This window comes from Robiginitalea aurantiaca, from assembly GCF_030380815.1.
GTDB classification, from domain to species: Bacteria; Bacteroidota; Bacteroidia; order Flavobacteriales; family Flavobacteriaceae; genus Robiginitalea; species Robiginitalea aurantiaca.
Window position 1 is genome coordinate 284,572 of the sequence record NZ_JAUDUY010000003.1, and the last position, 17,144, is coordinate 301,715.

Annotated in this window: 19 protein-coding genes; 14 read left to right on the top strand and 5 right to left on the bottom strand. The window is 47.1% G+C overall.

What is annotated here, in order from left to right:
- Positions 1–53: 53 nt before the first annotated feature.
- From QU605_RS07680 to QU605_RS07700, 5 genes are all read left to right on the top strand, one after another.
- Entirely contained in the window at positions 54–314 is a 261-nt protein-coding gene (locus QU605_RS07680; RefSeq protein WP_289724701.1) for a YkoF family thiamine-binding protein, read from the top strand.
- Positions 298–930 carry a nicotinamide riboside transporter PnuC gene (pnuC, locus tag QU605_RS07685; RefSeq protein ID WP_289724702.1) on the top strand — a complete coding sequence of 211 codons (633 nt, stop codon included), beginning with the start codon at positions 298–300 and terminating at the stop codon, positions 928–930. Before QU605_RS07680 ends, pnuC begins: the two co-directional genes overlap by 17 nt.
- Complete coding sequence (locus tag QU605_RS07690) at positions 891–1,454, top strand: AAA family ATPase (protein WP_289724703.1); 564 nt, start codon at positions 891–893, stop codon at positions 1,452–1,454. The genes pnuC and QU605_RS07690 overlap by 40 nt, the downstream gene beginning before the upstream one ends.
- A complete protein-coding gene (locus tag QU605_RS07695) occupies positions 1,451–2,989 on the top strand; it encodes a DUF4301 family protein (RefSeq protein WP_289724704.1) in 1,539 nt (512 codons plus the stop codon). Before QU605_RS07690 ends, QU605_RS07695 begins: the two co-directional genes overlap by 4 nt.
- 274 nt (positions 2,990–3,263) lie before the next feature.
- Positions 3,264–5,498, top strand: a complete 2,235-nt coding sequence (locus QU605_RS07700; RefSeq protein WP_289724705.1) for a TonB-dependent receptor — start codon at positions 3,264–3,266, stop codon at positions 5,496–5,498.
- Positions 5,499–5,507: 9 nt separating this feature from the next.
- Here QU605_RS07700 and QU605_RS07705 read toward each other — a convergent pair whose 3' ends face one another.
- The gene (locus QU605_RS07705; protein ID WP_289724706.1) at positions 5,508–5,954 is read right to left on the bottom strand and encodes a Rieske (2Fe-2S) protein; all 447 of its coding nucleotides are present in this window, start codon (positions 5,952–5,954) and stop codon (positions 5,508–5,510) included.
- Positions 5,955–6,076: 122 nt separating this feature from the next.
- Between QU605_RS07705 and greA the strand changes: the two genes are divergently transcribed.
- Both greA and QU605_RS07715 read left to right on the top strand, forming a co-directional pair.
- Entirely contained in the window at positions 6,077–6,550 is a 474-nt protein-coding gene (greA, locus tag QU605_RS07710; protein ID WP_289724707.1) for a transcription elongation factor GreA, read from the top strand.
- A gap of 78 nt (positions 6,551–6,628) precedes the next feature.
- Entirely contained in the window at positions 6,629–7,021 is a 393-nt protein-coding gene (locus QU605_RS07715; RefSeq protein WP_289724708.1) for an HIT family protein, read from the top strand.
- Here the strand turns inward: QU605_RS07715 and QU605_RS07720 are convergent.
- Both QU605_RS07720 and QU605_RS07725 read right to left on the bottom strand, forming a co-directional pair.
- Entirely contained in the window at positions 7,014–7,364 is a 351-nt protein-coding gene (locus tag QU605_RS07720; protein WP_289724709.1) for a hypothetical protein, read from the bottom strand. The genes QU605_RS07715 and QU605_RS07720 overlap by 8 nt on opposite strands.
- A gap of 1 nt (position 7,365) precedes the next feature.
- Positions 7,366–8,514, bottom strand: a complete 1,149-nt coding sequence (locus tag QU605_RS07725; protein WP_289724710.1) for a sensor histidine kinase — start codon at positions 8,512–8,514, stop codon at positions 7,366–7,368.
- Between the two features lie 106 nt (positions 8,515–8,620).
- On the opposite strand from QU605_RS07725, the gene QU605_RS07730 reads away from it, so the two are divergent.
- The 4 genes from QU605_RS07730 to aat all read left to right on the top strand — a co-directional run bounded on the left by QU605_RS07730 (position 8,621) and on the right by aat (position 12,084).
- Positions 8,621–9,511 carry a flavin reductase family protein gene (locus QU605_RS07730; protein ID WP_289724711.1) on the top strand — a complete coding sequence of 297 codons (891 nt, stop codon included), beginning with the start codon at positions 8,621–8,623 and terminating at the stop codon, positions 9,509–9,511.
- 78 nt (positions 9,512–9,589) lie between these two features.
- Entirely contained in the window at positions 9,590–9,967 is a 378-nt protein-coding gene (locus tag QU605_RS07735; protein ID WP_289724712.1) for a DUF3127 domain-containing protein, read from the top strand.
- Between the two features lie 59 nt (positions 9,968–10,026).
- The gene (locus QU605_RS07740; RefSeq protein WP_289724713.1) at positions 10,027–11,403 is read left to right on the top strand and encodes a short-chain fatty acid transporter; all 1,377 of its coding nucleotides are present in this window, start codon (positions 10,027–10,029) and stop codon (positions 11,401–11,403) included.
- A gap of 30 nt (positions 11,404–11,433) precedes the next feature.
- Entirely contained in the window at positions 11,434–12,084 is a 651-nt protein-coding gene (gene aat, locus QU605_RS07745) for a leucyl/phenylalanyl-tRNA--protein transferase (RefSeq protein WP_289724714.1), read from the top strand.
- Between the two features lie 19 nt (positions 12,085–12,103).
- Here the strand turns inward: aat and QU605_RS07750 are convergent, their stop codons facing one another.
- Entirely contained in the window at positions 12,104–12,685 is a 582-nt protein-coding gene (locus tag QU605_RS07750) for a hypothetical protein (protein ID WP_289724715.1), read from the bottom strand.
- Positions 12,675–13,238 (bottom strand): DNA-3-methyladenine glycosylase I, encoded by a 564-nt coding sequence (locus QU605_RS07755; protein WP_289724716.1) that lies wholly within the window; start codon positions 13,236–13,238, stop codon positions 12,675–12,677. The genes QU605_RS07750 and QU605_RS07755 overlap by 11 nt, the downstream gene beginning before the upstream one ends.
- 208 nt (positions 13,239–13,446) lie before the next feature.
- Here QU605_RS07755 and QU605_RS07760 point away from each other — a divergent pair, with 208 nt between their 5' ends.
- The 3 genes from QU605_RS07760 to QU605_RS07770 are packed head-to-tail and all read left to right on the top strand — an operon-like array spanning position 13,447 to position 17,144.
- Complete coding sequence (locus QU605_RS07760) at positions 13,447–14,133, top strand: TetR/AcrR family transcriptional regulator (protein WP_289724717.1); 687 nt, start codon at positions 13,447–13,449, stop codon at positions 14,131–14,133.
- A complete protein-coding gene (locus QU605_RS07765; protein ID WP_289724718.1) occupies positions 14,126–15,802 on the top strand; it encodes a peptidase domain-containing ABC transporter in 1,677 nt (558 codons plus the stop codon). The genes QU605_RS07760 and QU605_RS07765 overlap by 8 nt, the downstream gene beginning before the upstream one ends.
- Positions 15,795–17,144 carry an HlyD family secretion protein gene (locus tag QU605_RS07770; RefSeq protein WP_289724719.1) on the top strand — a complete coding sequence of 450 codons (1,350 nt, stop codon included), beginning with the start codon at positions 15,795–15,797 and terminating at the stop codon, positions 17,142–17,144. Before QU605_RS07765 ends, QU605_RS07770 begins: the two co-directional genes overlap by 8 nt.

Genomic DNA, 17,144 nt, shown 5'->3' on the forward strand with positions numbered 1-17,144 from the left:
GCTAGGCTGAAATTTAAATCCGGACCCCTACCTTTGAAGCCTAATTTACATCCATGGAAATTTCAGTAGAATTGACCTTTAGTCCACTTCAGGACGCTTATGAACCTCAGATTATTCGCTTGATCAAGGCCCTGAGGGCCTCAGGCCTGACCGTGCTTGAAAATCCGATGAGCACGCAGGTATACGGAGCGTATACAAAGGTGATGGAACTCCTCACCAAAGAGATGTACACGAGCCTGGAAGGCGTCGAACAGGGTGTTTTCTATCTGAAAATGGTCAAGACCGACCGAAGTGACTATGAGCCCCATTTTTGATTTTTTCTTCGATCCGTATCGGGAACGGGACGGGTTTTTTATCGTTCTTGAGGCCCTTGCTTTTGTATTCGGAATCGCGAGTGTTATCCTCGCAAAACGCGAAAGCATTTTGGTTTATCCCACTGGTCTGGTGGCGACAGTGATCACCATGTATTTGTTTTTTAAGGATAAGCTGCTCGGGGATATGATGATCAATCTCTATTACTCCCTTATGAGCATCTATGGATGGTGGAACTGGTCCAGGAGGAAAGAGGGTGAAACAGTAGTACACATAACTAGAACGAACAGGTCCGAGAAGTCATTGGGTTTTATTTTGTTTTTAGGGGCCTCGGGATTGAATTATTTCATCTATCGCATCTTTGATGTCGCCATTGAAACCTCGAATTATGTGGACATCCTTACTTCCGGAATTTTCTTTACCGCCATGTGGTACATGGCCACCAAAAAGTTGGAAAACTGGACGCTCTGGATTCTGGCAGATCTCATCACTATCCCGCTTTATGCCTACCGGGGGTGGGGAATGCTTTCTTTGCAGTACTTCATATTTACTATCTTGGCCATTCAAGGCTACAGGGAATGGAAAAAGCGTTTAGACAAGAACCTTCAGACATCCTGAAAATTGTCCTGTATGGGCCAGAATCTACCGGCAAGACTACCCTGGCCAGGGCTCTGGCAACACATTACAACACGGAGTGGGTGCCGGAATACGCCAGAGCGTACCTGCAGCAGAAGTGGGATCGGACGGGAGAGGTATGCAAGCCCGAGGACTTGCCCCCTATAGCTGCCGGGCAGATGCAAATGGAGAATACATTGACAAGGCAGGCAAACCGCTTGCTGATTTGCGATACGGATCTTTTGGTGACCAAAGTGTATTCCGAAGTGTACTACGAGGGATATTGTGATCCGGAAATTGAAAAATTTGCCCTCAGTAACACATATGATCTTTATTTGCTCACAAGTACCGATGTGCCCTGGGTTGCGGATGATCTTCGCGACAAACCCGGAGAGCGGGAAGAAATGTTTACCCTTTTCAAAGCTGCTCTGGAATATTATAACCGTAGTTTTATTATCTTAAAGGGTTCTCACGAAAAGCGTTTAGAAGAGGCTGCTTACCATATTGATAAACTTTTGAGTCGATGAGTATTTTTTCAGAGGAAGATCAGATCCGGTTATCGGAAAAGGGGATTGATCCCCGAAAAGCCATGCGACAAATCGAGACTTTTAAGGAGGGGATTCCCTTTATTCATCTTTCCAGGGCGGCGGTTACAGGAGATGGAATTGTCAGGCTTACCATAGAAGAACAGGAGGGTTTCCGTAGTCATTACAACCAAAACAAGGGTAAAATCCGAACCCTTAAGTTCACTCCGGCCTCAGGAGCTGCTTCCCGGATGTTTAAGGCGCTTTTTACATTTATTAATGAGTTTAATCCAGACCAGACCTCTTTTGAGGGGTATATCAACCGTCCGGATCAGAAGGATGTAAAGGTTTTTTACGAGGGACTTGAACGCTTTCCTTTTTACGAAGAGATTTCTTCTCGTATATCCGGGGATGGGATGACAGAAGGACAGAAATTTATGGCCTTTGTATCGGAAATGCTTACTGAGAAGGGGATGAATTACGGGTTTTACCCAAAGGGGCTGCTCCCTTTTCATCGATACGCCAATAGCACCGCGACCCCTTTTGCCGAACATTTAAAAGAAGGAGCCGCCTATGCCCAGTCAGGTAATCTGTCGTATTTACATTTCACGATATCCCCCCAGCATCGCGAGTTGTTCAGGGAAACTGAAAGACAAGTCGCCGATCCGATCCGCCGGGAAACCGGATGTGATTTTGACATAACGTACTCCTATCAGAAGGAAGCAACGGACACCCTTGCGGTTACCCCTGATAATGAGCCATTCAGGAATGATGAGGGACAGTTGCTTTTCAGGCCCGGGGGGCATGGAGCACTTCTGGAGAACCTCAATGAACAGGATGCAGATCTCCTGTTTATTAAAAATATTGACAATGTTGTGACTGAAAATGCCCTGCATGAGATCGCTGCATGGAAGGAAATTCTCGCCGGCTACCTGCTCAAAATCCAGGCAAAGGCCTTTAGTTTTTCAAGAATGCTGGTGGACGGGACCGTAGACCACGATCTGCTGAAGCGGGTTGAGAGCTTCCTGCAAGCGGAATTAAATGTGTGTTTTCCCACTGCTTTCCCCGGCTATAGCCTGGAAGAACAAATCGCAGTATTACAGGATAAACTCGATCGCCCGATACGGGTTTGCGGAATGGTTCGCAACGCCGGCGATCCGGGAGGGGGCCCATTTTGGATTACAGATGCCATGGGCAATGAATCCCTGCAGATTGTGGAATCAGCACAGGTGGACCTCGCAGATGAAGACCAACAACAAATTTTTGAAAAAGCCACCCACTTTAACCCGGTCGATTTGGTTTGCGGAGTCCGGGACGCCTTTGGACAGAAATTCGACCTGATGAACTTCGTGAATTCCAAACAGGGATTTATCACAGCGAAGACCTATGAGGGAAGGGAATTAAAGGCCCTGGAACTTCCCGGGCTCTGGAATGGGGGTATGGCGTACTGGAATACCGTTTTTATTGAGGTGCCCGCGGAAACTTTCAATCCGGTTAAAACCGTCAACGACCTTTTAAAACCAGCCCACCAGCCCTGAATCTATGCTCTTTTCGCGGTTGAGCCGTTTTTGTAATCTCAGGGATGTATGTATCTTTGGGGCTTCTCACAAGGGGTGCTCTGTCTGTTAAAAGGTAAACAGGGCTGAGAATATACCCGATGAACCTGGGCAGGTAATGCTGCCAAGGGAAAACTAAGAGAGCGTGCGCATCCTGTTTCCGGTTGCATCCACCTTTCGGCACGGGTTGGCAAATAGCCAGCAATTTCAATCACTAGAAGAATGATGGCCCCTTTTATTCGTAAATACATTACGGATGAAAAAGTCAATTTGGTTGGTTTTCTTACTCGGAACTGCGTTTTCAATTTCAGCCCAGGAAGCCGAGAAGGATTCCACAGCCTCGGAACAGATTGTTCTGGATGAGGTTCTGGTTTCTGCAGTACGGGTGACCCGTGAGGCGCCGGTCACTTTTAGCAACCTGAATAAAGATCGGATTGCGAAGCGAAATCTGGGGCAGGATATTCCCATTCTGATGAATTACCTTCCGTCCGTGGTAACTACTTCGGATGCGGGAGCCGGAATTGGATATACGGGGATTCGCGTGCGGGGTAGTGATGCTACACGGGTGAATGTCACGATTAATGGAATCCCTTACAACGATGCAGAGTCTCAGGGGACTTTCTGGGTCAATATGCCTGACTTTGCCTCCTCTACCGAAAGCCTTCAATTGCAGCGGGGTGTGGGGACATCCACAAATGGAGCAGGGGCGTTTGGCGCCAGTCTCAATATCCTTACAGATGCGGTATCTCAGGATGCCTACGCGGAATTTACAGGGTCTGTGGGTAGTTTTAATACCCATCGGGGGACCGCAAAATTCAGCACGGGATTGCTTAATGATGCATTCGAATTTTCAGGACGCCTTTCCAGAATTGCCTCTGACGGGTACATCGATCGGGCAGCTTCGGATCTGAATTCCTACTTTCTGCAGGGCGCGTATGTTAGCGGGAACACCCTGGTGAAAGCTCTGTTATTCGGAGGGCATGAGGTAACCTATCAGTCCTGGTACGGCTTTGATCCGGATGTGCTCGGCGCGATTGGGGTTGATAATAACATCGAGACCAACCGGCGTTACAACATTGCGGGAATCCAGTTCGACCGGGACGGGAATTTTGAAGGGTATTACGACAATCAGGTGGATGATTACAAACAGGATCATTTCCAACTGCACTGGAATCAGGATTGGTCGGAGACTTTTCGGACCAATATCGCCTTTCATTATACCAGGGGGCGTGGATTTTTCGAGGAATATGTAGATGAATGGTACTATAGCAACATCCTTTTTGCCCCTGACGCCCAGCTGAGTTTTATCGGGCTGGAAAATCCGATCATTAACGGGGAGGAAATCAGTACTATGGATTACGCCCGCCGGCGGTGGCTCGACAATGATTTTTATGGGACTGTTTTTTCCGGGACCTATCAGAAGGGGCCACTACAATTGCTTGTCGGGGGTGGCTGGAATACGTACTGGGGAGATCATTTTGGCGAAGTAATCTGGGCCCAGTATTCCGGGGATCTGCAACCCAGGGATCGCTACTACGAGGATGATTCGCAAAAGGATGACCTCAATGTATTTGCTAAAGCAAATTACCGATTGAAGGAAAACTGGCAATTCTTTCTGGATATGCAATACAGGGGAGTACGATACCAGGCAAACGGGGAAGAAACGGGTCTGGTGGATGATCGCTTTGGATTTTTTAACCCGAAGGCAGGTCTGACCTATCGGATCAACCCCTCTCAAAATCTCTATTTCTCATATGCAGTGGCCAATCGGGAACCCAACAGGAATGATTATGAAAACGGGAATCCGAAACCAGAACGCCTTCAGGACTACGAGTTGGGGTGGCGCTATTTAAAGAACCAGACACGGATCAATGCCAACCTTTACTATATGAGATACAAGGATCAATTGGTGCTGACCGGAGAGCTCAACGATGTCGGGGCTCCGATCCGATCCAATATAGGGGACAGCTACAGGCTGGGTCTTGAAATCGATGTGGACATGCCACTGGCCAAGGCATTGAAATGGCAGCCAAACCTGGCATTAAGCACGAATAGGAATGTGGACTTCTTTTTCAGGAGGGACGGGGTCCTGAACAATCTTGGAAATACCCGAATTGCCTTTTCACCCGAAGTGGTAATAGGTAGCAGGCTGGTGTACAACCTGACTGAAAACCTTCAAGCCGCTTTGCTGACAAAATACGTCGGAGCACAGTACATGAGCAATATTGAAGCTGAAAAATCAAAACTCGACGCTTACAGCCAGACGGATTTTAATTTACAATACCGCCTGAAGCCATTCAGCTGGCTTTCAGAGGTCGCCTTTACCTTCCTCCTGAACAACATCTTTGATGCTAAGTTCAGTTCCAATGGATATTTCTATACGTTTGACGATGACTTCAGTAATCCTGGAAATGTCGTAACCGTAGAAGGGGTGGGTTATTATCCGCAGGCCGGCATCAACTTCCTGGCCGGTGTCACAGTGCGATTTTAAGGCGTTGGCTTAATTGGAAATAATGATGCTGTTGCCACCCGGACTTGCGCGGTATTCCAGCATGTCGTAGTAGCGGTTATCGTCATCCGGACGGTCGAGCTGCTGTCCCGTAAAAAGGCTGTACTCAAAATCTTCACAGGCACAAACGGCATTTTGCCCTTCTATGGTCATTGTGGAACACGAATTGGGGCTGTGGTTGGGACAGGTGGCCTCGAAGGCACGATATACATCGAAGCCCGTGTTCATAACGAATACCCCTCGGATCCCGGCACCTTCTGTGGGTATATAGACGGGGTTTCCAATAGTCGTCAGGGGATTGTACGTGGGCAGCCCAAGATTGATTTCAAAACGGAATCCAAATTCCTGTAAGTAGGGATTTCGCTGTTGGGTATCACTGTCACAACACACGAGGATAAGGAGCGAAAGAACAGGCCATATGAAGCGATTTGCAGACATGCGAGAGCTTTAGGTACCTGCAAAATTCCGCAAAAAAAACCTATATTTGTATAAATCCTCTAAATAACTTACACCTCTGGTAAGTATTGATGGGGATTTTCTGTTTATTAATTGGGCATACTATGAGTACGGTTTCATATTATACGGAAGAAGGATTAAAGAACCTGAAGGACGAGTTGAATCAGCTCCGGGATGTGGAGCGACCCAAAGCATCTCAGGCCATTGCTGAGGCACGGGACAAGGGGGACTTGTCCGAAAATGCAGAATACGATGCAGCAAAAGAGGCCCAGGGGCTTCTGGAGATGAAAATCGCCAAACTTGAGGAGCTTTTATCCAATGCTAGGCTGATCGATGAATCCCAACTGGATACCTCGAAGGTTCTTGTACTTTCACGGGTACGGCTGCGCAATCAACAGAATAAAATGGAGGTGACCTACACCCTGGTTGCTGAAAGCGAGGCCGACCTGAAGGCCGGTAAAATTTCTGTGACTTCTCCCATTGGCAAAGGACTCCTGGGGAAGGAAGTAGGGGATGTTGCTGAGATTCAGGTACCCAACGGGACACTCAAATTTGAAATCCTGGAAATTTCCCGTTAATCGTGGAGTTCTCCCAGGTTGAGACATGTCTATGCACCACGAAGGATAGGAAGTTTTAAGAAGTCATAACCCAAAATAATGCCCAGTATTTTTACCCGAATAATCGAAGGAGAAATTCCCTGCTACAAAATTACCGAGGACGCCGATAATTTTGCGTTCCTGGATATTCAGCCCAATGCGCCTGGACATACCCTGTGCATTCCAAAACGAGAAGTGGATAAAATTACTGAAATGGATGCAGAGGCCTATCTCAGTCTTATGAGATTTAGCAGGAAAGTGGCCCTGGCTTTGGAAGCCAGTATGGATTGCCAAAGGGTTGGGATGACGGTTATTGGCCTGGAGGTGCCCCATGTCCATGTGCATCTGATCCCCTTAAGGGAAATGGCGGATGCCACCTTTCAGAGGAAGACCACACTGAATCCTGAGGCGTTTGAAGCCATTGCAGCACAAATCCGGTCAGCGCTTAAATAGCTCCTCTGAGAACGAGGTAAATTAGGGTGCCAGCCAGCAGTATTCCCAGGATCACCACTACAAAGAACAAGGGACGGAACTTGACTACGGGTTTTTCCGGCTTTACAGCTTTTTGATAGTATTCAACACTGCGCTCAATATCGTCCGTCCAGCTGACGGGATAGATTACCGTATCGCAGGTATTGCATTTGAGTTCATGGCTCAATTCAGAGGTAATCCGATCGAACAAATTTCCCCTGAGGTGTTTCTGATAGAAGGTCAGGGTTAAGTCCTGGTTAAAGCATTCCGGACAATTATTCGTGACCGGATTCTGGCTGAGAATATGCTGTTCACTGCGTCCCATTTTAGCTCAAGGTTTTAAAACTGAGTTGCATCACGGTACCTTCCTTTCCGGAAGAGAGCACCTTTATTTTACCCTGGTGGTATTCCTCAACAATGCGTTTTACAAGGGAAAGGCCCAGGCCCCAGCCCCTTTTTTTTGTCGTGAAGCCCGGGCTGAAAATTTCCTGAAATTGCTTCCGGGGTATTCCGTGCCCGGTGTCGCAGACCAGGATATTGATAGTCTGGCTTCCTTTTAGGATTTCTATGGAGACCTCACCTTTACCCTTCATGGCGTCAATCCCGTTTTTGACGAGGTTTTCTATCGTCCAGTGGTAAAGGGATTCGTTCAGCATTACCTCGGCAGATACTACCTTGGTGCGAAATGTGAAAGTCACAAGTTTGGAACTTCGCGCCTGCAGGTATTCAAAGGCCGTCTTGGTTTCAGCCACAATATCCCTGGGTTCGAGTTTGGGCATGGATCCAATTTGCGAAAACCGTTCGGTAATGGTCTGTAAACGCCCAATGTCCTTTTCGATCTCCGCAGTGATCCTCGGATTTACAGCTTCGTTTTTAAGCAGTTCATTCCACCCGAGCAAAGAAGTAAGTGGTGTTCCTATCTGATGTGCGGTCTCTTTGGCCATGCCTGCCCATAATTTGTTTTGTTCCGAAACCTTGTTTGTTTTGAAGAAAAAGAAAATTACAGCCCCGAAAAGGAAAATGATCAGTAAGAGTGCAATGGGGTAGTACTTCAATTTGTTGAGTACCTCGGAGTTTCCGTAATACAGGGTTGCCAGATGTTCCTGCTGGTAGTCGATTTGTATCGGACTGTTTTCGGCCTGAAAATCCCGGATTTTTTTCTGAATAAGCGTACTGTCCTCAGGTGAAACCTTTGGCATGTTATTGATCTTGACAGACCCGTCTGCATTCACCAGTATCATCGGGGTGGTCGTATTACGCTGCAGGACTTTCAGGTGTAAGGATCCCAATTCCTGATTTTCTGAGGAACGGAGCAGCTCGGATTGGGCAGTAGCCCAAATCTCCATTTTATGCCGTTCTTCTTCCTTGAATTTCCTGAAAAAACTATTGGTGTTCCACAGGATCAGGCTGACGATGACAAAGGCGGAGACCAGTAAGAATGCATTCGAAAATTTCCCTGGAGGATTTATTTGCATACCCCTTTCTTCTTGTCATTAAAGATAACTGAAATTGGATGGAATTGTTGTGAGAAGTGTGATTTTGATCTTCTGCTTTCAGGCAGTTTTCAATACCTTTGTGCTTATGACTGACGCATACCTCACCCTTAGCCCAGAGAAAATGGAAACCCGTGATTTGCATGGGTATTTGCTCGGGGCAGTGGGGCCAAGGCCCATTGCCTTTGCCAGCACGGTAGATAAGGATGGAAACGCCAATCTTGCCCCTTTTAGTTTTTTCAATGTATTTAGTGCCAACCCGCCCGTATTGATTTTTTCACCCGCGCGGAGAGTTCGGGATAATACAGTCAAACACACCCTGGAGAACGTTCTGGAAACCCCGGAAGTCGTTATAAATGTCGTTTCTTATTCCATGGTACAACAGATGTCCTTGGCGAGCACGGAATACGAACGCGGGATCAACGAATTCGACAAGGCAGGTTTTACCATGCTTCCCTCTGAGGTGGTGCAACCCTTCAGGGTAGCAGAATCCCCGGTTCAGTTTGAATGTCAGGTAACCAAAGTTGAGGCTTTAGGTGAAGAAGGAGGGGCGGGGAACTTGATTTTTTCCAGGGTGGTGCGTATGCATATCGACAGGAAAGTGCTCACGGAATCGGAAAAATTAGATCCGGAAAAATTGGATTTGGTAGCGCGGATGGGCGGAAATTGGTACTCCCGTTCCGTGGACGGACTCTTCGAGGTTCCCAAACCATTAAGCGCCAAGGGAGTTGGTGTGGATGCCATACCGGAAGCCATTCGAAAAAGCCGTGTGCTCACGGGAAACGATCTTGGAATGTTAGGTAATTTTGAGCGATTACCTTCAAAACAGGCTGTTGCAGATTTTCTTGAAGGCAATTCTGAAATTCGCGCGATCCTCAGTTCGGCAGATCAGCAACAAATACATCAAAAAGCCAGGGCCTTCCTTCAGGAGAATCAAGTGGAGATGGCCTGGAAAATACTCCTGGCCGCCCAACAGTGACCTTTGAGATTGTTCATTGAGCGCCCCAGGGTCAGAGAACTTAAAGACTAAATTTTAACGTAGAAAAGCAATTTAAACATGGAAGTACAAGGGACAATCAAGATGATTGACGAGACAAAAACGTATGGAAGTAATGGATTCAGGAAACGCGAGGTGGTACTGACAACTGACGAGCAGTATCCCCAGCACCTGATGATCGAATTCGTTCAGGATAAGACCGACTTGCTCAATAACTTTCAGGTTGGGCAGAAAGTGAATATCAGCATTAACCTCAGAGGCCGGGAGTGGGTAAATCCGCAGGGTGAGACTAAATATTTCAACTCTATTCAGGGATGGCGTATTGAGGTTGTCCAGGCAGGAGAAACAGCCGGAAACATGCCGCCCGTACCACCAATGGAGGCTTTTGAGCCTGCGGAGAACTTAAAGGAAGAGGACTACGACGACCTCCCCTTTTAAGGTCATTTCAGTGAAAATCAGATTGGCAATCCACTGCGGATCTGAAACAGTTTTACTTCATGTCCCTGACACGCACCGTTGAGCTTGTTTTCAGGAGATTCCTCCCATCTCCATTTGTCATCGCTCTGATATTGACATTGGTTACCATGGGCCTGGCACTTGTTTTCGGCAAGTTTCCCCAGGCCGATAGCTCCTGGGAGGGCATGCTCGGGTCCTGGGAAAAGGGTCTTTGGAACCGGGAACTTCTGGTCTTTGCGTATCAGATGATGTTAATACTGGTACTCGGCCATGTCCTGGTCCTTAGCAAGCCGATGGAGCGCCTCATTATTCGGCTCACCTCCTTTTCTCGCGATGGAGCTTCCGCAGCGCTTCTGGTGGCATCAGCGACGATGCTGGTTTCTTTTTTTAACTGGGGACTCGGGTTGATTTTTGGAGCGATTTTAGCGCGTAAAGTTGGGGAATATGCGCAAAAACAGCAGATACCTGTAAACTATCCCCTGATTGGAGCTTGCGGATATGTTGGCCTGATGATCTGGCACGGGGGGATAAGTGGCTCCGCGCCAATTAAGGTTTCAGAACCGGGCCATTTAGCGAATCTTATGGGAGGTGCTTCAGGAGCGGGAGGCGCTTCTCTGTATCCCGAAACCATTCCTACTTCCCTTACCATTTTTAGTGTTCCGAACCTGATAATATTTTTTCTGGTGTTCACCGCAATCAGTAGTCTGGTGTATTACCTTGGGCGCAAAGTGAACCCTACGCATGTTTCCCTCCCGGTATACGCGTTTTCTGACTCGGATACGTCAAAAGCTTCGGGGGCAGAGCGTCTGGATCGGAGCCCTGTGCTGTCTACACTCTTCGGAGCTTTGATTTTTCTGGCTTTCCTGGTTCAATACCTTCCGCAACTCAAATCCCTGAACCTTACCCCTGATATGCTCAATTTCTTTATGCTGGGTTTGGCAATACTACTACATGGAAGCATCAGGAGTTTTTTACAGGCCACACAAGAGGCTATTGGAGATACCGCAGGGATTTTGATTCAATTTCCCCTTTATTTTGGTATCATGGGGATCATGACCGAAAGTGGGTTGATCCACCAGATTTCTGACTTCTTTGTGGCGATTAGCACAGAAAGGACGTTTCCGCTTTTTACTTTTTTCAGTGCAGGGCTTGTAAATATATTTGTCCCGAGCGGAGGGGGGCAATGGGCCGTTCAGGGTCCCGTCATTCTCGAGGCAGCACAACAACTCGGGGTGTCCTTGCCCAAAGCTGTAATGGCCATTTCGTATGGCGATCAGCTCACGAATATGCTCCAGCCTTTCTGGGCATTACCCCTATTGGGTATCACCAGACTAAAGGCGCGGGAAATCCTGCCCTATACCATGCTTTTTATGCTTGTGGGTGGGGTGATATACCTCGCCGGTTTGTGGTTTTCCTGATCGTTGATTATATTTTAAAAAAATTGCGATTTGAAATCCCAGCACATTCCGGTTCCCATCTTAAACCAGAGTTTGATTTTTCCGCCGGTTTCTCAGGCTACCTCCGAAGGCTTGCTGGCCGTTGGGGGAGATCTCAGTACAGACCGTTTGATGCTGGCTTACCGCAGCGGGGTTTTTCCCTGGTTCAGTGATGACTCCCTCCTCCTGTGGTGGAGTCCGGACCCAAGGGCCGTACTATTCCCGCATAAGCTGAAAGTTTCCAGAAGCATGCGACAACTCATTCAAAAAGGTCGTTTCACAGTCACACGCAATCGAAGTTTTACGGAGGTGATTACCCATTGCGCCACGGTATACAGAAAGGAACAAGAAGGGACCTGGATTACCGAACGCATGTTACAGGCCTATGAGGCCTTACACAACCTGGGCCATGCCATTTCCTATGAAGTCTGGGAGGGTACCGAGTTGGTCGGGGGATTATACGGCATAGATCTGGGACATGTGTTTTGTGGTGAAAGCATGTTCAGTTTGGTTTCCAATGCGTCGAAAGTAGCTTTTATACAATTGGTTCAGGATTTAGAGGCAAAGAACTACAGCTGTGTGGATTGCCAGGTATACTCGCAGCACCTTGGAACTTTGGGAGCCGAAGAGATCCCAAGGGCATCTTTCCTTGAATTGCTTTAAAACCGGAATCCCGGTTCAACTAATACAGCACATGGTCATAATTTGGTGGTAGGGACTTCCGGCGTGCAAGGAATTGTCCCCGGGAATCAAAAAATATTTCATAATCCAATTTCCCATCTGCCGTTTTGGACGCTACGAGCAGTTCATAGCGGATCTCCTCCAAGATGAGGTTCTGGAAGGCATTCCTAAATGTTTCTTCCGCAGAAGAAAATGCTTTTCTGGGATATTGTTGATGTATTTTTCGGATCTTGAAATTGGCGAACTCCACGTTTAAATATGCTTGCATCGCGTTAAAAGAATCCTCGGGAATGTCGATCGATTCTATGAGAATTTCAATAGCTTCCAGGGCATCCTGGTCGCTGAATTCCAGGCTGTAATAGAGTTTATCACGTTTAAATTTCATTTTGAAACGCTGGTTGCTGCTGTCGATTTCCTTGTAAAACCTGAGCTTTCGTACCCCATCGAGATAGGGGGCCGCCATCTGGAAGGAAGCTTCGGGAAACTGGGATTTCTTAATGCGAAACTCCCGTTCGTATTTAACCTGGGCTGAAACCGAATGGCTCAGGAATGCGATCAGCAATACTGCGATTTTAACTTTCATTATATCTGAAACATTGTATTTCATGGTCATTTACCATTCCCGTGGCCTGCATCATCGCATACACTATGGTGCTTCCTACAAAGGTAAAGCCTCTATTTTTTAAATCTGCGCTTATGTGGTCGGAGCGCTCGGTTGTGGCCGGAGCCTCCCGGTAATCCGTTACCTGATTCCGAATCGGTTTGCCATCTGAAAACCCCCAGTAGTAGGCGCTAAAACTCCCGAATTCCTTCTGAACCGAGAGAAAGGCTCTGGCATTGGTAACGCTGCCCTTAACTTTCAAGCGGTTTCGGACGATGCCCGCATCTCCGAGAAGCGCTTCGATCTTATCGGGTCCGTACCCCGCTATTTTAACCGGGTCAAAACCATCAAAAGCTTTTCGGAAGTTTTCACGTTTCCGCAAAATCGTAATCCAGCTCAGACCTGCCTGAAAAGTTTCAAGCAACAAAAATTCAAAGAGTTTCTGGTCCCCGGTTACCGGAACCCCCCATTCATTATCGTGATAGGCCTCATATAGCGGATCGCCCAGGCACCAGCCGCAACGGTGTTTCTCCATTCTATAAAGATAATGATTCCTGAAACTAGGCGGCGGCGATACCAAACACCCTGGACTTCTGCTCATTCCTGTGGTATAATCGGGCGGAAACCGATGAAATTAAAAGATACGTACGCAGAAATAATAGCAATGCATACGTTAAATAATAGTTAAACATTTAACAAATGATAGTAATGCTATTATATTTGCGGGTGAATAATTTAACCTGATGAAGCATCTGATCAACAATGTGAAGATTGCAGTAAACGAGAAAACCTATGTCAAGGACCCTGAATCCTCCGACCTGGGTAAACGAATCGTTCAGCATGGAATCGCGCTTATTTCAGAAGTGGGGTTCGAGAACTTCACCTTCCGTAAACTGGGAACGCGTATTGGTTCGAATGAGAGTTCCGTTTACCGCTATTTTGAAAACAAGCACAAATTCCTGATTTACCTGACCTCATGGTACTGGGGGTGGAAGGAATACCAACTTGTCCTGCATACGAACAGCATACAGGATCCGGCCCTTAAACTGGAAAGGGCACTCAAGGTCATTACGGAGCCCGTTGAAAAGGACTCCTCTTTTTCCTATATCGATGAGGCCGCCCTGTACCAGATATTGATCAATGAATACTCCAAATCTTTTTTGACCAAGGAAGTAGACCGGGAAAACAAAGAAGGCTATTTTGAAATTTATAAACGCATGGTCGGCAGACTGCGGGATATGATATGGACTTTAAAACCCAACTATCCCTATCCGGCCAGCCTCGCAAGTTCTGTGCTGGAAGGAGCCATGCACCAGTATTTTCTTATGGAGCATTTCCCATCACTTACAGACTGCAGGGATAATGAATCCCTGTATGTATTTTTCAGGCACCTGGTATTTACCTCCCTAAACGTACAAATCGATGATTAAAACAGTACTTACAGCCTGGCAGCGGTTAATTGGCTTGCTGACTCTCGAAAAGAAAGATGTCCTTCAGGTCTTTTACTACGCCATATTCGCGGGTCTGGTCAACTTATCGCTTCCATTGGGGATACAGGCGATTATCAACCTTATCCAGGGAGCCCAGGTGAGTACCTCCTGGATTGTCCTCGTGGTTTTGGTAACTCTAGGGGTCGCTTTTGTAGGACTCCTTCAGTTGATGCAGATACGGATTATTGAAAATTTGCAACAAAAAATCTTTACGCGGGCTTCTTTTGAATTCGCCTATAGATTTCCCAAGATCAAGATGGATGAGCTCCAGAATTACTATCCGCCCGAACTCGCCAATCGATTTTTTGATACCCTTACGGTACAGAAGTCACTGGCTAAAATACTTGTGGATTTTCCAGCGGCCCTCCTTCAGATAATCTTCGGTCTGCTTTTACTTTCTTTTTACCATCCGTTTTTTATCATCTATGGGTTGTTGCTCGTATTGCTGATCTATATCGTCTTTAAATACACCTTTCAGCGCGGGCTGCAGACAAGCCTGGATGAATCCAAGAACAAGTACAAGGTAGCCCACTGGATTGAAGAAGTTGCCCGCTGTATCGTCAGTTTTAAATTATCCGGTAAAACATCGCTTGCCATAGACAAGAACGATGCCCTTGTAAGTTCCTATCTGGATGCCCGCGAAAGCCATTTTAAAATCCTCGTGATCCAATTTGTGCAAATGATCGGGTTTAAAGTCCTTGTGTCTGCCGGACTTTTGCTCATCGGTGGTTTGCTGGTTCTGAATCAGGAGATGAATATCGGGCAATTTGTCGCTGCGGAAATCATCATCCTTCTGGTAATCAGTTCTGTGGAAAAGCTAATCCTTGGCCTTGAGACCTTTTATGATTTGCTCACTTCCCTGGAAAAACTGGGACAGGTTGTGGATAAGGAACTCGAGCCTGTTGGGGGTGAAAAGCCCTTTGAAGATGGTCAGGGATTTTTTGTGGAGCTCAAGGATGTAAGCTATAACATTCCGGGGCGCCAGAAAAGGATTATCGACGGGATAAACATGGAAATATCGCCAACCTGTACGATTTTGCTTAAAGGATCTTCAGGATCCGGAAAATCGACCCTGCTTCGCCTCATCGCGGCAATCCTGGAACCGGACGACGGACAAATCTTTATCAATGAGGTCTCCCTTAAAGGAGTGAACTTGAATTATTATCGCTCCCATCTGGGCAAATCCCTGCCAGAGGAAACCCCATTTGAAGGAACCATACTGGAAAACCTGACCTTCGGGGACAAGAGTATCACAATGGAGCAGGTATACTGGGCACTTGAGAAGACGAAGCTGATTTCCTTTGTAAAAGAGCAGCCCATGGGTCTGAATACGGTTTTGTATCCCGAAGGAAAACAAATCCCGTTTACTGTAGGCAAAAAGCTGGTACTCGCCCGGAGTATTCTGCGCAAACCTAAACTCTTGTTGCTAAAAGATCCTTTGGATCATTTTAGGTCTGATGAAGCGAATGAAGTCATGGATTTCCTGACGGATTCTTCCAATGGCTGGGCCCTGATTGTCGTGAGTGAAAACGAGCGCTGGGCTTCCCGCTGTGGGAGGGTGATATATATTGAAGACGGTAAGATTCTAAACGAAAACGGAAATGCTTAATATCTCGCCAACTAAATTGAACGAAAAGGTAGACCTTATGCGGTTTGAAGCTGCACAGAAGGTATTCCACAGAAGGCACTACAAGTATTTCAACCGATTCCTTCTGGCCTCTGCGATCATTACACTAGTGGTATTGTTTCTGCCATGGACTCAGAATATTACAGGAGCCGGATACCTGACTACTTTGAATCCCGATCAACGCCCACAAACCATTCAGTCGCCCATACCAGGTCGTCTGGAAAAGTGGTATGTGCGGGAAGGGGATTTTGTAGCTGCCGGGGACACGATTCTCTTTATTTCTGAAGTAAAGAACGAGTATTTTGACCCCAGACTGATTGAACGGACCGGGCTGCAAATCGATGCCAAAAACAGGGCTGTGTTCTCCTATGAGGAGAAAGTCCGCGCCCTTGAGAATCAGATTGGCGCTCTGGAAAATGAACGAAGGCTAAAGCTGGAGCAGGCAAAAAACAAACTTCTTCAGTCAAAACTTAAAGTACAGAGCGATAGTATCGATCTTGAAGCTGCCAAAACCAATATTGCCATTGCAGAACGGCAGTACAACCGTACGACCCAGCTACAGGAAGAAGGACTGAAGGCGGTAACAGACGTGGAGGCAAAGCGCCTGAAACTCCAGGAAACACAGGCCAAGCTTATTTCTCAAAAGAATAAATTACTGGCCAGTCAGAACGAGGTTTTGAATGCCGAGATGGAAATCGGAAGGGTACAGGCGGAGTATACGGATAAGGTCTCAAAAGCACAGAGCGATTTATTTACAGCCCAGTCTTCTCAATTTGATTCCGAAGCCCAGGTGACCAAGCTTGAAAACGAGCGGGCAAATTATGAGCTTCGCTCGGAGATGTATTACATCCGCGCACCCCAGAATGGCTTTATAAACAAAGCGATTATGGCGGGTATCGGGGAGACTTTTAAAGAAGGGGAGGAACTGGTCAATATTATGCCCTCCGATTACGACATGGCCGTGGAAACCTTTGTCGCCCCTATAGATTTGCCGCTGATACATCTGGATGAAAAAGTGCGCATACAATTTGATGGCTGGCCCGCCATTGTATTCAGCGGTTGGCCCAATGTATCCTATGGAACCTATGGAGGGAAGGTTGTAGCTATAGAAACCTTTATCAGCCCAAATGGGAAATACCGTGTCCTTCTGGCCCCGGACGAGGAGGACCATCCCTGGCCTGCAGACCTCAGGGTCGGATCAGGGGCCAATACCATTGCACTGCTCGAAGACGTGCCCATCTGGTTTGAACTCTGGCGACTGCTGAATGGCTTCCCACCTAATTATTATACGCCTTACGATGGCGTTGAAACTGCGAAGAAATAA

Coding starts and splice junctions, on each gene's coding strand:
- QU605_RS07680 (WP_289724701.1), top strand. CDS start 54: ATGGAAATTTCAGTAGAATTGACCTTTAGTCCACTTCAGGACGCTTAT.
- pnuC (WP_289724702.1), top strand. CDS start 298: ATGAGCCCCATTTTTGATTTTTTCTTCGATCCGTATCGGGAACGGGAC.
- QU605_RS07690 (WP_289724703.1), top strand. CDS start 891: ATGGAAAAAGCGTTTAGACAAGAACCTTCAGACATCCTGAAAATTGTC.
- QU605_RS07695 (WP_289724704.1), top strand. CDS start 1,451: ATGAGTATTTTTTCAGAGGAAGATCAGATCCGGTTATCGGAAAAGGGG.
- QU605_RS07700 (WP_289724705.1), top strand. CDS start 3,264: ATGAAAAAGTCAATTTGGTTGGTTTTCTTACTCGGAACTGCGTTTTCA.
- QU605_RS07705 (WP_289724706.1), bottom strand. CDS start 5,954: ATGTCTGCAAATCGCTTCATATGGCCTGTTCTTTCGCTCCTTATCCTC.
- greA (WP_289724707.1), top strand. CDS start 6,077: ATGAGTACGGTTTCATATTATACGGAAGAAGGATTAAAGAACCTGAAG.
- QU605_RS07715 (WP_289724708.1), top strand. CDS start 6,629: ATGCCCAGTATTTTTACCCGAATAATCGAAGGAGAAATTCCCTGCTAC.
- QU605_RS07720 (WP_289724709.1), bottom strand. CDS start 7,364: ATGGGACGCAGTGAACAGCATATTCTCAGCCAGAATCCGGTCACGAAT.
- QU605_RS07725 (WP_289724710.1), bottom strand. CDS start 8,514: ATGCAAATAAATCCTCCAGGGAAATTTTCGAATGCATTCTTACTGGTC.
- QU605_RS07730 (WP_289724711.1), top strand. CDS start 8,621: ATGACTGACGCATACCTCACCCTTAGCCCAGAGAAAATGGAAACCCGT.
- QU605_RS07735 (WP_289724712.1), top strand. CDS start 9,590: ATGGAAGTACAAGGGACAATCAAGATGATTGACGAGACAAAAACGTAT.
- QU605_RS07740 (WP_289724713.1), top strand. CDS start 10,027: ATGTCCCTGACACGCACCGTTGAGCTTGTTTTCAGGAGATTCCTCCCA.
- QU605_RS07750 (WP_289724715.1), bottom strand. CDS start 12,685: ATGAAAGTTAAAATCGCAGTATTGCTGATCGCATTCCTGAGCCATTCG.
- QU605_RS07755 (WP_289724716.1), bottom strand. CDS start 13,238: ATGGAGAAACACCGTTGCGGCTGGTGCCTGGGCGATCCGCTATATGAG.
- QU605_RS07760 (WP_289724717.1), top strand. CDS start 13,447: ATGAAGCATCTGATCAACAATGTGAAGATTGCAGTAAACGAGAAAACC.
- QU605_RS07765 (WP_289724718.1), top strand. CDS start 14,126: ATGATTAAAACAGTACTTACAGCCTGGCAGCGGTTAATTGGCTTGCTG.
- QU605_RS07770 (WP_289724719.1), top strand. CDS start 15,795: ATGCTTAATATCTCGCCAACTAAATTGAACGAAAAGGTAGACCTTATG.